The sequence below is a fragment of the Streptomyces sp. C1-1 genome, assembly GCF_050214755.1.
Lineage (GTDB): Bacteria > Actinomycetota > Actinomycetes > Streptomycetales > Streptomycetaceae > Streptomyces.
Genome location: NZ_CP189826.1, coordinates 9,665,010 through 9,679,676 on the forward strand (window position 1 = coordinate 9,665,010; position 14,667 = coordinate 9,679,676).

Annotated in this window: 9 protein-coding genes; 6 read left to right on the forward strand and 3 right to left on the reverse strand. The window is 69.7% G+C overall.

The features are described from left to right. Positions 1–55 precede the first annotated feature (55 nt). From ACQF4J_RS44185 to ACQF4J_RS44195, 3 genes are all read right to left on the reverse strand, one after another. The gene (locus tag ACQF4J_RS44185) at positions 56–2,098 is read right to left on the reverse strand and encodes an ATP-binding protein (RefSeq protein ID WP_427168327.1); all 2,043 of its coding nucleotides are present in this window, start codon (positions 2,096–2,098) and stop codon (positions 56–58) included. Between the two features lie 340 nt (positions 2,099–2,438). After that, the gene (locus ACQF4J_RS44190; protein WP_427168328.1) at positions 2,439–4,052 is read right to left on the reverse strand and encodes an MFS transporter; all 1,614 of its coding nucleotides are present in this window, start codon (positions 4,050–4,052) and stop codon (positions 2,439–2,441) included. Positions 4,053–4,247: 195 nt separating this feature from the next. After that, the gene (locus tag ACQF4J_RS44195) at positions 4,248–4,745 is read right to left on the reverse strand and encodes a MarR family winged helix-turn-helix transcriptional regulator (protein ID WP_351573690.1); all 498 of its coding nucleotides are present in this window, start codon (positions 4,743–4,745) and stop codon (positions 4,248–4,250) included. A gap of 1,247 nt (positions 4,746–5,992) precedes the next feature. On the opposite strand from ACQF4J_RS44195, the gene ACQF4J_RS44200 reads away from it, so the two are divergent. Genes ACQF4J_RS44200 through purU form a run of 6 tightly spaced genes read left to right on the forward strand, consistent with a single transcriptional unit; the run spans position 5,993 to position 14,566 of the window. Continuing rightward, positions 5,993–7,570, forward strand: coding sequence for an acyl-CoA dehydrogenase (locus ACQF4J_RS44200; RefSeq protein WP_427168329.1), 1,578 nt, complete (start codon positions 5,993–5,995; stop codon positions 7,568–7,570). A 42-nt stretch (positions 7,571–7,612) separates the two neighbouring features. Beyond that, positions 7,613–7,912 (forward strand): acyl carrier protein, encoded by a 300-nt coding sequence (locus tag ACQF4J_RS44205; protein ID WP_351573684.1) that lies wholly within the window; start codon positions 7,613–7,615, stop codon positions 7,910–7,912. Further along, on the forward strand, positions 7,909–11,928 hold the full coding sequence (locus ACQF4J_RS44210) for a non-ribosomal peptide synthetase (RefSeq protein WP_427168330.1): 4,020 nt from the start codon (positions 7,909–7,911) through the stop codon (positions 11,926–11,928). Before ACQF4J_RS44205 ends, ACQF4J_RS44210 begins: the two co-directional genes overlap by 4 nt. After that, positions 11,912–12,361: an SRPBCC family protein gene (locus ACQF4J_RS44215; RefSeq protein ID WP_351573678.1), complete on the forward strand. Its 450-nt coding sequence runs from the start codon at positions 11,912–11,914 to the stop codon at positions 12,359–12,361. Before ACQF4J_RS44210 ends, ACQF4J_RS44215 begins: the two co-directional genes overlap by 17 nt. Then, positions 12,358–13,656, forward strand: coding sequence for a beta-ketoacyl-[acyl-carrier-protein] synthase family protein (locus ACQF4J_RS44220; protein WP_351573670.1), 1,299 nt, complete (start codon positions 12,358–12,360; stop codon positions 13,654–13,656). Before ACQF4J_RS44215 ends, ACQF4J_RS44220 begins: the two co-directional genes overlap by 4 nt. A 1-nt stretch (position 13,657) precedes the next feature. Beyond that, positions 13,658–14,566, forward strand: a complete 909-nt coding sequence (gene purU / locus ACQF4J_RS44225) for a formyltetrahydrofolate deformylase (protein WP_351804012.1) — start codon at positions 13,658–13,660, stop codon at positions 14,564–14,566. The last annotated feature ends 101 nt before the right edge of the window (positions 14,567–14,667 follow it).

The window sequence follows — 14,667 nt, forward strand, 5'->3', positions numbered from 1 at the left end:
CCGTCTCCTCGGCGGATTCCAGCGGCGGTTGCCAGCGGCGTGATCCTTCGGGCCGTCATGCCCCGGGCGGGTGTCCTCCGCACGTGGCCCAGGACAGGAGCGTCTGCCGGTCACAGGTGGCTGCCTGCCGGCAGATGTCGTCGTAGGCCCTTTCGCCCATGGCATCTATGAGTGTGTCCTCGCATTCGTCTCGCAGGGACGCCAGTTCCGGTGTGCCGCGCTGGGGATGGCCGACGGTCTCCCACAGATGGGCCGCCGCGCCGAAGGCGTAGGCCGCCGCGTGGTTGTCTCCCGTGTCGGTCAAGCAGATGGCGAGGAGGTCCATGATCATGGCGATCCCGAAGGCGTCCCCGATGTGCCGCTTCGGGTCCAGGGCGGCGCGTGCGTGGTCGACGGCGTCCTGGGCGCGCCGTTCCAGGAAGGAGATCAGCGCCAGTTGGTGTTCGGCGTAGGAGCGCGTCCAGTACTCGTCCGACGCTCGGCAGACGTCGCGCAGTTCGCGGGCTTCGTGCCGGGCCTGGGGCAGGCGTCCGGACCCGGTGAGGGCGAAGACGTGGACGAGGCGGCACATGGCCGTCGGGCCGTTCAGCTGCCCGGAGCGGAAGGCGTCCGTGCCGGACGTCATCGGCTCGACGACCTGTGCCGCCGCGAGCGGGCGGCCTCGCAGCAGGTGCAGCAGGCCGTCCAGATAGGCCGCGCGTGCCAGTCCTTCGGTGTCGAAGGCGTTCGCGGCGGCGTACCGGCAGTCGGCGGCCACCAGTTGGGCCACTTCGTGTTCGCCTTGCAGCGTCAGGGTCAGGCCCAGGCTCCACAGCCCCTGCGCCCGGATCTCGTCCTGTCCTTGCTCTCCTGCCATCGCCGTCGCCAGTTCCAGGTATCGGCGAGCCTCGTACAGGCAGCCCGAGCAGACCCAGAAGAGGGTGACGTTGCCGATCAGTTCCAGGGCCGCGGCCGGGTCGGTGGCCAGGAAGTGGTCGGCTGCGAGCCGGATGTCCGCGTGGAGGAACTCGATCCGCCGGTACCAGCCGCGCTGGGCGGAACCGAACCACTCGTGGTGGGCCTGGCGGGTCTGGGCGAGTACGTGCTCGGCGTGACGGCGGGCCAGCTCCCGCTCGCCGTCGAGCTCGTGCAGCCACATCCGGCCGTACTGCCGTACGGAGTCCAGCATCCGGTACGTGCCTGCCCGGTGGACGACGACGGACTTGTCGCACAGGGAGGTGAGGGTGTGTGCGACCCGGCTGGGTGAGAGGGGGCCTCCGCTGGCCACCTGCCAGGCCGTGGTGGCGTCGAAGGAGCCGGGCAGGAACGACAGCCGGGCCCACAGCAGTCTCTCCAGCGGGGTGCACAGCTCGTGGCTCCAGCCGATCGTGGTCCGCAGGGCGGCGTGCCGTGGCGGGTGGGTGGGCGCTGCCGCCGGGGGAAGGTCGACCGCTGAGAGCGGACCTGCGCAGAGCTCTGTCAGCGACATGCCGCGCAGTTGCGCGGCGGCCAGTTCCAGTGCCAGCGGCAGACGGTCCAGGTGATCGCACAGACTCGCGGCCAGTCGGTGGTCGCTTTCGTCCTTGAGCGGGCTGCCCGCCGCCGCGGCTCGGTCGGCGAACAACGCGACCGCCTCCTGTGTGGAGGAGAGAGGTTCGATCTCGACCACCGTCTCGCCCTGCACTCGCAGAGGTTCTCGGCTGGTGGCCAGGATCCTCACGTTAGGGCACGCTGTCAGGAGATCGCAGGCCAGATCGCGGCACTCGGCCGGCAGGTGTTCACAGGAGTCGAGGACCAGCAGGATGCGGTGGTCGCCGATCCAGGCGCAGATCGCTTCCGTGGGCAGTCGCGGTGTGTGGTCGGACAGTCCCAGCGCATCCGCGACGGTGGCCGCCAGGAGCTGCGGATTGAGCAGGGGTGACAGGTCTGCCCAGGCGACGTCCCGGTCGGTGCGCGGCTTTTCGAGGGACGTGACGCGCCCGGCGAGCCGGGTTTTGCCGACCCCTCCCGTACCCGTCAGCGTCACGAGTCGGCTGCGGTTCATCGTCGTGCCGATCAGATCGAGTTCCTTCGACCGGCCGATGAAAGAGGTCTCGTCGTCCCAGAGCATCCATGCCATGTCATGATTTTCACCGGCGATCTGACGTGTTATCAGCAGATCAGGCGTTAGCGCGTGGACTGTGTCCGGAACTCGTAGCATGGGACGGCCCCTGCCGGAGGGCTCGCCGGGCGCCAGGTCGGGTCGACCTTGTCGGCGAGCGGATCCAGGCGTCGACCTTGTCGGCGAGCGGATCCAGGCGGCGCCGGACAGGGGACTGCCCGGGGTGTTCGTCGTCGACGAACGGCCCGGGCTGATGGCGAACATCCGTGGTGCGGACGTCCGGTGATGCGCGGAACCGCCCCGACGGCACGGGGGACGGGCCGTCGGGGCGGTGCTCAGGGGGACCGGCTGTGCGAGGTCAGGCGGATGCGCCCACCGTGACTTCGGGCGAGCCGTCCGGGCGCACCTCGCCGTCCTCGTCGACGTCCGGCGGGATCGTCGACAGGGCGCTGGAGTGCAGGTCCTTCGTCCGCAGCATGGTGAACCCGATGATCGCGGCGATGAACCCGAGGATCGCGCTCAGCGTCATCGCGCCGTGGAAGGCGCTCATGAACGCGTCCTGACCGGTGGCCAGTACCTTGTCGCGCAGCGGCCCGGCGGCCTGGGCGACCGTGTCGAGGCCGCCGGCGCTGATGCCGTGTGCGGCGCTCTCGGCCGCGTCGGTTCCCATCTGCTTGCCGACCGCGGAGTCCTTGAAGTCGTTGGACACGCTGTGCTGGAAGTACGCGCCGACACCCGCGATGCCGACCGCGATGCCGACCTGCTGGAACGTCTCGTTGATGCCCGACGCCACACCGGACTTGGCAGGCTCGGCGACGCCGATGGCCAGCGCGGCCCGGGCCGGGTTGAACGCGCCCATACCGACACCGGCGATGATCAGAGCCGGGAGGAGGACGGTCCAGGAGGAGTCGGCCTTCGTCAGGTTCAGGAAGAGGATGCCGACGGCCATGACGAGCGTGGAGCCGCCGAGCAGGACGCGGAAGGGGACCTTGCCGATGAGGCCACCGCCGAGGGCGCCGGCCACGAACATGGCGCCCGTCAGCGGCAGGAACCGCAGACCGGTGCCCCAGGCGTCCACGTGCAGCATGTTCTCGAGGTAGCTGGTCTCGAAGAACACCGAAGGCAGGGCGCCGGCGTTGCCGATCATGGCGACGAGGCTGATGCCGACGAAGGTGGGACTGCGGAAGAAGGCCGGGTCGAGCATCGCGCGTTCGCCCAGGCGGCGTTCGATCAGCACGAAGAAGAGCAGGAAGAGGGCACTCACCGCATAGAGCCCCAACGTGACGCCGCTGGTCCAGCCCTCCACCGGGCCGCGGATCGTGGCGTAGACGAGAGCGCCGAGCGCGATGCTGAAGGTGGCGAGGCCACTCCAGTCGGTGGGGTGGGCCTTCGGGTTGAGCGACTCGCGCACACGCAGGGCACCGATCAGCAGGGCGATCACGCCGACCGGAACGTTGATGTAGAAGATCCAGCGCCAGGACAGCGCGTTGATCAGCGAGCCGCCGATCAGCGGGCCGGTGGCGACGGCGAGGCCCACCGCGGCACCGAAGGCGGTGAAGGCGGTCGCACGCTCCCTGCCGTGGAACTCGTGGCTGAGCATGGCCGGGCCGACCGCGAACATGATGGCCGCACCGACGCCCTGGATGGCCCGGAACCAGCTCAGCTCTCCGGCGCCGTCAGCGAGGCCGCAGGCCAGGGAAGCGGCGGTGAACACCGCGAAGCCGACCTGGAAGAGCTTCTTGCGGCCGATGCGGTCGGCGAGGGAGCCGGCCGCGACCAGGAAGATCGCGAGCGTGAGGGCGTAGGCGTCGAAGACCCACTGGAGGTCGGCGAAGCTGCTGCCCAGGGACTCGTGGATCTGGGGAAGAGCGATGGCGACCACGCTCAGGTCGAGCATCAGCATGAACGAGCCCAACGCGACGATTCCGAGTGTCCACCACCTCGTGGGCGATGGTGCGCGTTCTGCAGGCATGCGACAACCTTCCAATCAAGCGGATCTATCGATGATGGAAATCTAGATGATTGGAGACTCCGTCGTCAATGATCCATGCGTTGGTTGGCGAACGTGAAGCGGTCATTACACAGCGTGACCGGATGAGGGCGTGAAGAAGGGCGTCGGACGAGGTGTCCGACGCCCGGAGTGGTGCGTCAGGGGGTGGGTGGCATCTCAGTCGGAGCAGACGGATGCGGGCCAGCGGCCGGCCAGCAGCCGACCGAGCATCCCGCGCAGCGCCTCGCGCTCACCCTCCTCCAGGGTGCCGAAGAAGGTGGACTCGACCTCCGTGGCGATCCGGTCGGCCGTCGCGAGGGCCTCTCGGCCGGAGTCGGTGAGGATCAGGTTGTAGCGGCGGCGGTCGGCGGGGTTGCGTCGGCGCTCGACGTGCTGGTTGCGCTCCATCTCGTCGATCACGGTGACCACGGTGGTCGGGTCGAGGTTCAGCAGGCGGCTCAGGTCCTGCTGGGACAGTTCCGGGCCTCCGGAGAGGGCGGCCAGTACGAAGAAGTAGCGGATGCGCATGCCGACCGCGCCGAGCGCCTTCTCGACGTCCTCCACCAGGACCAGGCCGGCCTTGTGGAGCAGGTAGCCCGGGCGCTCGGCGATGGGGAAGTCCTTCCGGGGGGACAGCTGCACCTCGGACGGCTCGGCGTTAGCGCTGCGCACCATGACCCGGTTCCCTTCGATCGTCCAGAATCTCCACCATCGAAGATAACAATGTTTTACGGGTGAGTGACCTGCCGGGTTGCGGCACCGGGCCATCTCTCGGCGCGGGGCCCCCGAGCCGCGCGGCCCGGGGCCCGCGAGCCACACGGACGGACGCGAGCGGCCGCCGGCCGAACGAGGCACCCGGCTTGGCCGGCCGCTGGATCCGGGCCGCAGCCCTCCGACTCCGTGCGCTGGAATTCATTGGTCCGTAACATTCCGCTACGACTCGCCGACAAAGTGGCGAGATTTCTGGCGGAACTGTGAGGTCCGTATCGCAGATGCGGAACTAGGTATTCACTGCGGAGATGCCAGGTCGTGCGTGAACCCGCAGCAGCGGAATCGTTCACTCGAACCTCGCGCCGCGGATAGGGGGGTGATCCGGGTCACGTGGCGCCAAGTGACGCACCTGCTACGCTTTCACTGTGCCTGGCCAGAACATCACTTAATGTGGTCGAGGCGCATCGCGAGGAATCGATATTCGAGCCTCTGCCGGATGGGGGAACCACAAAACCGGCGGCGGTTGCGGAAGACGATCAGACCAGCTTCAGCAAGGCACGCCAATGAGGAGCTCGCCGGGTGCGGCTGTGTCTCCTGATTCGCGTCAAAACGGGGGTAATCACATGACGGTTCATCTGCTGCTCGGCTGCTGTCGCAGACCATACTGACGATCGGGGAAGCACATCCTTCGTGCTGCTCGCGCGGGACGGGTCGATGCCGTCGGCCTAGGTCCTGCCCTGCCCGATCAGAGCTCTGACATGCCTTGATCTGCCTGGAGTGCTGCGGCACGCCTGGCCATGGCACGTCCTTTTTCTGATGCGCCGCGTCGCGTCGCTACGCGCGTAAACGAGGCGCGTCACCATACGCCCACTCCTGTTTCCATTTTGCCGTATCAAGGCGAGCGCGCCCGCGTGCACGTCTGCCTCGGCATGGATTCCGTCTGTCACGTCTGGAATGGAAAGCGTTCTATGACTCAGTTAGGCACAGAGAAACCACCTGCCACTTCCATTGATCTCGCCGAGGCCTTCGAGGACTGGCTCGGCGACCCGGAAGTGGAATCGAATTCGATCTCATTTACCGGCGCCCTTGAACTGGATGAGCGGGATGAACTGCCCGCCGCCGGAATCACCCGCGTGCGTGGTTTCGGATTCAACCGATATTTCGTTCCGGAGTGGCTCGGTGGGGATCTCCGAGCCGCCGAGGACATCCTCATGCTCACCCGCGTGATAGCCCGCAGGGACATGAATGTCGCGGTGAGCGAGAGCACCCAGGTGTGGATGATGCTCGCCTGGATCGGCGGCACCGCCGAACAGCAGGCCAAGCACGCCGCCAGCGTCCTGCACGGCGGAGTCGTCCCGTGCCTCGCCTACTCGGAACCGGAGCACGGCGCGGACCTGGCGGCCAACCGTCTCGTGGCCGTCCCGGACGGCGGACACTACGTCCTGTCCGGCGAGAAGTGGCCGATCAACCGGGGGAGGACCTCCACCCACGTCGTCGTCCTCGGCACCACCGGTGACGACACCACACCCGCCAAGCGGCTGCAGTCGATGTTCCTCGTGGACCGGTCACAGGTGCTCTCCGGCACGGTGACCGGCGTCCCCCGCGTCCCCACCCACGGTCTGCGCGGCTGCGACATCAGCGGGGTCGCCTTCGACAACGCCCGGGTGGACGCCTCCGCCCGGCTCGGTGCAGAGGGCGAAGGGCTCGAACTCGCCCTGCGGGGGCTGCTGATCACCCGAACGTTCTGCACCGGCCTGTCCCTCGGCACCGGTGACACCATGCTCCGCACGGTGGCCGGCTTCCTCTCCGACAGGATCCTCTACGACGGCCCGGCCAGCGAGATCCCCTACGTCTCGGAGTCCCTCGCCAACGCCTACCTCAGCCTGCTGGTGGCGGAGTGCGAGAGCCTGGTCGCGATGCGCGGACTGCACCTGTACACCGAGCAGTTCAGCATCTGGGGCAATCTCGCCAAGGTACAGGTGGCCCGGATGGTGGACTTCAACACCAAGGCGCTCGCCCGCACCCTCGGCGCCCGGTACTTCATGCGCGCCCCCGAACACGTGGGTACGTTCCAGAAGATGCTCCGGGACGGCGCCGTCGTCTCGGTCTTCGACGGCAGCGAGCCGGTCTGTCTGGACAGCGTCGCCCTGCAACTGCCCGCGCTGGTCAAGGCGCACGGCCACGGCCGGGACGAGGACTGGCGCGCGCTGTACGACCTGCGGGCCGAACTGCCGGCCTTCGAGCCGCACCGGGTGAGCGTGTTCGGCCGCGGCCGCGACGCCACCTTCGCCAGCCTGCCCGCCCTGATCGACCGCCTCGCCGGACTGGCGCCGTCGGCCGGCTGCGACGAGGACCGTCTCGCGGCCCTGCGGGCCCAGGCCGAGCAGCTCCGGCAGGAGCTCGACACCCTGCTCGCCCGGGTCACTGAGATCCGTCGCTCACCGGCCGCACAGACTCCGGCCACCCGGCCCACCGAGTCCGGCAAGACCACCGCGCCCGCCCTGATCCGGGTCGCCGAGGAACTCAGCGACCTGCACGCCAAAATCGCCGCGCTGGGGATCTGGCTGTTCAACCGGGACCAACTCGACGCGTTCTTCGCCGACGGCGCCTGGCTGGAGGCCGCACTGAACCGCCGAAAGGTCCGCGAGTACGAGACCGGCGACCTGGACCCGGCGACCGCCCGGGCGCTCGTCGACCGGATGAACGTCCAGCGTGCCGACCACGAGTTCTTCTCCCTGCGCACGGTGCGCCTGGCAGCCCCGGGCGCCCGCGAAGCCACCACCGCCTGAAACCACCGACTTTCAAACTCATTCGAAGGGTCACGACCTGCAATGAGCACCACGCACACCAACCTGACGCTCGACGACGTCCGGAACATCCTCATCAAGGCGGTGGCCGCCGAAGCCGGTGTCACTCCCGTCGAACTGGAGACCGACCAGCCCTTCACCCACTACGGCCTCGACTCGATGGCGGCGCTCTCCGTCGGCATGGAGATCGAGGACGCCCTGGGCCTCACCGACCCGCCGGTGGACCTGCTCTGGGACCACCCCACCGTGGACAGCCTGGCCGAGGCCCTGTGGCAGCTGCTGAACGGTGAGCCGCTCGCCGAGGCGACGGACGGACGGCGATGACCGAGCACACCACCACACCCACCCACCCGGTCAACGCGCAGCAGGCCGGCCTCTGGTTCATCCACGAGACCGATCCGCAGTGCTCGGCCTACCACATCGTGTTCGGCGCCGAGGTCACCGCCGACCCGGAGCTGGGGCTGAAGGTCCGGGACATCCTCGACGACCTGACGCGTGAGCACGAGGCCCTGCGGGTCGGTCTGCGGGGCGGCCCGGACGGGCCCCTGCAGTTCACCCCGGAGACAGTGCCCCTCAACATCCGGTACACCGATGCCCGGGGCCTGGCCCCGGACGCCCTGCGCGACCGCGTCCGCACGGACAGCCGGGAGCCCTTCGACCTGTCGCGGCCGCCGCTGTGGCGTGTTCACCTGTACCGCACCGCCGAACGCACCTGGGTGTTCACGGCCGTCGTGCACCACATCGTGGCCGACTTCTGGTCGCTCGCCCTGCTGCTGTCCGAGGTGCGCAGCCGCCTCGAAGGCACGCCGAACCGGTTCACGCTCAACGGTGGCGCCTTCGCCTCCTACGCCGAGCAGCAGCAGGCATTCCTCACCACCGACAAGGCCCGCGCGCTGCTCGACGCCGAGACCAAGCGGCTGGCGGACGTACCGCCGAGCCTGGATCTGTACGGTGACCGGTCGCGGCCGCCCGCGCCCTCCTACGACGGCGGCTCCGCGCCCTTCGCCCTCTCGGCCGAGGCCACGGAAGCGGTACGGCGCCTGGCCCGGGAGACGTCGTCGACGCCGTACACCGTGCTGCTGTCCGCGTACTTCGTGCTGCTGAGCCGGCTGAGCGGGCAGGACGACATCCTGGTCGGCACGCCGACCTCCGGCCGGTTGCAGCGCCAGTTCCGCGACGCGCTCGGCAACTTCGTCAACACGGTCGTCGTACGCGGTGAGGTCGACGAGGAGTCGACGTACCGCCGGCTGCTGGCATCGACCCGCGAGCGGGTGCTGCAGGCCACCCGGGCGCAGGAACTGCCCTTCCCCTGGCTGGTGCGGGAACTCGCGCCGCCGCGGGATCCGAGCCGGACGCCGCTGTACCAGGCGGGCTTCGCCTGGGACCGGCTGCCCTTCCTGCACGACATGGACGCGTTCTTCCTGCTGGAACCGGAGCCCGGCGCCGAACTCGACATCGCCGGCGCCACCCTGCGCCCGTATCCGCTAGCGCAGCAGGAGGGCCAGACCGATCTGTGGATCGAGATGGGCGCGGAGCGGGCGGGCGCCTACGCCGGTGTCCTGCGCTACAACACCGACATCTTCGAGGCGGGCACCGCCCGTGAGCTGGCCGACGCCTTCGTCACCACCGTGCAGACCCTGGTCGCCCACCCGGACGACGCGCTGCGCACCCTGGTCCGCGGTGACGACCGGCAGCGCGCGCGGCTCACCGAGTGGGGCTGCGGTCCCGAACGCGCGGTGCCCGAGTCCACGTTGGCACAGCTGTTTCGCCGGCAGGCCGAACGAACACCCGAGGTGACCGCGCTGGTCGCCGACGGCGCGGAGTGGAGCTACGCCCGGCTGCTGACGGCCGTGGAGGAGACCGCGGCGGCGCTGCGGGCCGCCGGGATCACCGTGGGGGACCGCGTCGCGGTGATGGTGGAGCGCGGCGCACCGCTGGTGGCGGCCCTGCTGGGAGTGATGGAATCCGGCGCGGCGTACGTGCCGCTGGACCCCAAGCTGCCCGCCGAGCGGCTGGCGTACATGGCCGAGGACTCCCGCGCCCGGCTCCTGCTCAGCCAGCGGAGCCTGAGCGAGAGCCACATGCCGGGCCTGCCGGTGCTGAACCTGGAGGACCTCGGGAGCGGCGGCGCGTCCTCAGCGGGGCCCGCATCGGGCCCCGCGGACCTCGCCTACATCCTCTACACCTCCGGCTCCACCGGCCGCCCCAAGGGGGTGGCGATCCCTCACCACGCGCTGCTGAACCTGCTGCACGCCATGCACGAGGACACCGGGTTCTCGGCGGCCGACCGTATGCTCGCCGTCACCACGATCTCCTTCGACATCGCCGGTCTGGAGCTGTTCCTGCCCCTCGTGGCCGGCGGACAGGTCATCGTGTGCGACAGCGAGACGGCCTCCGACGGCGCATCGCTCGCGGCCCGCATCGAGGCGTCCGAGGCCACCTGGATGCAGGCGACCCCCACCTCCTGGCGCATGCTGCGCGACGCAGGCTGGACCGGGGCCGAACGGCTGAACGTCCTGTGCGGCGGTGAGGAACTCCCCCTGGAACTGGCCGAGTTCCTGCACGGCCGGGTGGCCAGTCTGCGCAACGTGTACGGGCCGACCGAGACGACGATCTGGTCCACCTCGGGCCTGGTCGAACCGGCGGCCGGCATCGACATCGGCACACCGCTCGCCAACACGCAGCTGTACGTCCTCGACCCGCAGGGGCGTGCCGTCGAGCCGAGCTTCCCCGGTGAACTGTGGATCGGCGGTGACGGTCTCGCCGACCGCTACTGGGACCGGCCGGAGCTGACGGCGGAGCGGTTCGTGACCGGACTGCCGGCCGCTCCCGAGCGTCGGCTGTACCGCACCGGCGACCGGGCCCGCTGGACCAGCGACGGGCGGCTGCTGCACCACGGCCGGCTCGACAACCAGGTCAAGCTGCGTGGCTACCGCATCGAACTCGGCGAGGTCGAGTCCGTCCTCGAAGCGATCGACGGAGTGTCCACGGCCGTCGTGGTGGTGCGCGAGGACCGGCTCGTCGCCTACCTGGTGGCCGAACCCGGCACGGACCTGCGGACGGCGGACATCAGGTCGGCGGCCGCGGTGGCGCTGCCGCCGTACATGGTGCCCGGGATCGTGGTCGTCCTCGACGAACTGCCGCTGACGGCGAACAAGAAGATCGACCGCAACCGGCTGCCGGAACCCGTGGTCACCTCGGACGCCGGTTTCGAGAAGCCGCGCGACGCGACCGAGATCACGCTGGTGCGGATGTGGACGGAGATCCTGGGCATCCCCCAGGTCGGCATCCACGACGACTTCTTCGACGTGGGCGGTCACTCCCTGCTCGCGGTCCGGCTCAGCGCGGCCATCCGCGCCGAGTGGGACGTGGACATCCCGATCTCCGTGATGCTGCGCCAGGGCACTGTCGCCGAGCTGGCCACCATCGTGCGGCGCGGCGGACAGGAGTCCTCGCGCACCCCGGTCGTCACGCTGCGCGAGGGAGAGCCGGACGCCCGGCCGGTGTTCCTGTTCCACCCCTTCGGCGGCACCGTCTTCTGCTACGTCGAGCTGACCCGCCACCTGCCGGAGGGCCGCCCCGTCCTGGCGATCGAGGCACCCGGTATCGAGAACGAGGGCGAGGCCGAGATCAGCGTCGAGGCGATGGCCACGCGCTACCTCGAGCATGTTCGCGAGATCCAGCCCACCGGGCCTTACGCGATCGGCGGTTGGTGCTTCGGCGGTGTCATCGCCTACGAGGTCGCCGGACAACTGCGCACGGCGGGCGAGGAGATCGAGCTTCTCTTCGGCATCGACAGCCGGGCGCCGATCGAGGAGAACATCCCCGAGTCGGCGGACGACGCGACACTGCTGTCCTGGTTCGCCCGGGACCTCGCCGTCCCCGCCGGGAAGACGCTCGACATCCCGGCGGAGGACCTGCGGGCGCTCGGTGGCGACGCCGCGTTCGACCACATCCTGGAGCGGGCCGCCGCCATCGGCGTCCTGGCCCAGGACGCCGACCGCGCGCAGATCCTGCGCTACTTCGAGGCCTACCTCGCCAACGGCATCGCCCTGCAGACCTACCTGCCCGAGCCCAACGCGCTGGACCTGGTGCTGCTGCGCGCGGCCGACGAACCTGCCGACTACGGCCGGAAGCTCGGCTGGGAGGCCCTGATCGAGGGCTCCCTGCACGTCATCGACGTGTCCGGCGACCACAACTCGGTGATGTACCCGCCGCACGCGGAGGTCGCCGCACGGGCGATCACCCCGCACCTGGCACCGGCGGCCGGCCCGGACACAACTCCCGTACCACCCACCGCGACCGATCTGGAAGGAGACCGTCGTGACGGTCACAGCTGAGTACGCGTTCCACCTGCCCGTCACCCCGAAAGAGGCGTTCGAGCAGATCTCCGACCCGGCGCAGGACCCGGTCTGGCAGGCGGCCTGCGTGGACGTGAAGCTGCTCAACGGTGAGCCGCGGGCCGGCGGCCGTTACGAGATCACCTTCCAGCTGATCGGCAAGCGCATGGAGTTCACCGTCGAGATCGACGAGTTCGTGCCGGGCCGACGCTCGAAGTTCCACACCCTCGACGGGCCGTTCGGCTACGTCGGCACCTACGACTACGCCGAGAACACCGACGGCACCACCACCGTGCACTGGACGTTCGAGGTGGAGCCCGGGGACTACTTCGGGATCATGCCGAAATCCCTGCTCAGGAAGGTCCTCGTCAACTCGGTCAAGAAGGACTCCGCAAAGCTCGCCACGACGCTCGGCCAGGAGGCACGAAAGTGACGAACACTCATCAGCACGAGAACACACCCAAGGTCGTCGTCACCGGTCTGGGGGAGACCACACCGCTCGGCGGTGACGTCGCCGACACCTGGGACGCGATGCTGCGCGGCGACAGCGGCATAGCGCTGCTGGAAGAAGAGCCCTGGGCGAAGGACATGCCGCCCGTTCTGGGCGGCCGGATCAAGGTGGAGCCCGGGCTGCGTCTCGAGCACCAGCAGCGCCGGCGGCTGAGCCGTTCCGCGCAGCTCGCCGTCACGGCCGCCGCCGAGGCATGGGCGGATGCCGGACTCGACGGGGCGACCGTCGTCCCGCATCGCGTGGCCGTGGTCGTCTCGGCAGCCCTCGGCGACATGACCGCGATCATCGATGGCTGGGAGGCCCTGAAGACCCGCGGCTGGCGGCGGGTGCCGCCGATGACGGTGCCGATGGCGATGGGCAACGGCTCCGCCGCGGCCGTTGCCCTGCTGGTCGACGCCCGTTTCGGAGTGCACGCCACGGTCAACGCCTGCTCGTCGGGTACCCAGGCACTGGTGACGGCGGCCGAGCTGATCCGCAGCGGGGAGGCGGACATCGTCGTCGCGGGCGGCGCCGAGGCACCCCTGCACCCCATGGTGCTGTCCTCGTTCGCGGCCATGCGGGCGCTGTCCCAGCACATCGACGACCCCGCCTCGGCGTGCCGGCCCTACGACGCGCAGCGCGACGGCATGGTGCTCGGCGAGGGCGCCGGCATCCTCGTACTGGAGTCCGAGCGGCACGCCCGCGAGCGCGGCGCCCGGATCTACGCCGAGCTCGCCGGGGTGGGAATCTCCTCGGACGCCTACCACATGGTCCAGCCGGAACCGAACGGGACCGGTTCGGTCGCGGCGATCCGCGCCTCGCTGAAGGACGCGGGTGTCACTCCCGCGGACGTCACGCACTTCAACGCCAACGGCACGGCGACCTTACCCGGTGACGCGGCCGAGGCCCGCGCGGTGCGGACGGTGTTCGGCGACGCCGGGCAGGGCCCCGCCCTGACCGCGAACAAGTCGATGACCGGGCACAGCCTCGGGGCCGCGGGCGCCATCGAGTCGATCACCACGATTCTCGCCCTGCACCACGGTCTGGTGCCGCCCACCCGCAACTTCACCCGCCTCGACGACGATCTCTCCGTCGACGTGGTGCACGGAGCCCCGCTGAAACTGGGGGACGACCAGGTCGTCGCGGTGAAGAACTCGGCCGGGTTCGGCGGCCACAACGTGGCGCTGACGTTCCGCGGCGTGTCCACCCCCGAGTCTCTCTCCGAGACGGGCACCTGACATGTCGCTCGCCGTCGAGACGGCCGTCGCGCCCGCCGTCACGTACCGCACGGGCCACGGGCACGCGTCCCTCGTGGTCCGGGGCAAGGACCGTCCGGGCATCGTCGCGGCCGTCGGATCGGTGCTGGGCGAGCGCGGGGCGAACATCGTCTCCCTCGACCAGTACTCGGACGATCCGTTGGGCGGGGCGTTCTTCCAGCGCACGGTTTTCGGTCTCGACAACCTGCGGGCCGTTCTGCCCGCGGTGGAGGAGGACCTGCGCAGCCGGCTCGCCGGGGGCTTCGAGCTGGAGTTCACGCTGCGGGACCTGGCGGTGCCCAAACGGGTGGCGATCTTCGCCTCGAAGTCCGACCACTGTCTGCTGGACCTGCTGTGGCGGCACCGGCGCGGACAACTGCCGGTGACCGTCGCCATGGTGATCTCCAACCATCCGGACACCGCCGAGGAGGTCCGCAACTTCGGAATACCGTTCTTCCACGTCCCTTCCGCGGGCCCGGACAAGTCCGCCGCGGAGGCCGAGCATGTGCGGCTGCTCGAGGGCAACGTCGACTTCGTGGTGCTGGCCCGCTACATGCAGATCCTGTCGGCGGAGTTCATCGAGCGGGTCGGGGTGCCGATCATCAACATCCACCACTCCTTCCTGCCCGCGTTCATCGGCGCCGGCCCGTACACCAGGGCCAAGGAGCGCGGCGTCAAACTGATCGGCGCCACCGCCCACTACGTGACGGAGCGGCTGGACGAGGGCCCGATCATCGAGCAGGACGTGGTCCGGGTCAGCCACGCGGACACCGCCGCCGACCTTCAGCGGCGTGGCGCGGACGTGGAACGGTCCGTGCTCACCCGCGCGGTGCAGTGGCACAGCGAGGACCGCGTGATCCGGCACGGCAACCACACGATCGTCTTCGCGTGAACGACACGGCGATGGACGCGGCCGGGCAGGGGCGGGCAGGACAGGATCGGACAGGCGGTGCGGACCGGCCTGCCGCCCCGCCGACCGGCCGCCGCACACAG

Excerpts from the sequence above, each read along its gene's own strand:
- ACQF4J_RS44185 (WP_427168327.1), bottom strand. The coding sequence starts at position 2,098 with ATGGCATGGATGCTCTGGGACGACGAGACCTCTTTCATCGGCCGGTCG.
- ACQF4J_RS44190 (WP_427168328.1), bottom strand. The coding sequence starts at position 4,052 with ATGCCTGCAGAACGCGCACCATCGCCCACGAGGTGGTGGACACTCGGA.
- ACQF4J_RS44195 (WP_351573690.1), bottom strand. The coding sequence starts at position 4,745 with ATGGTGCGCAGCGCTAACGCCGAGCCGTCCGAGGTGCAGCTGTCCCCC.
- ACQF4J_RS44200 (WP_427168329.1), top strand. The coding sequence starts at position 5,993 with ATGCTCACCCGCGTGATAGCCCGCAGGGACATGAATGTCGCGGTGAGC.
- ACQF4J_RS44205 (WP_351573684.1), top strand. The coding sequence starts at position 7,613 with ATGAGCACCACGCACACCAACCTGACGCTCGACGACGTCCGGAACATC.
- ACQF4J_RS44210 (WP_427168330.1), top strand. The coding sequence starts at position 7,909 with ATGACCGAGCACACCACCACACCCACCCACCCGGTCAACGCGCAGCAG.
- purU (WP_351804012.1), top strand. The coding sequence starts at position 13,658 with ATGTCGCTCGCCGTCGAGACGGCCGTCGCGCCCGCCGTCACGTACCGC.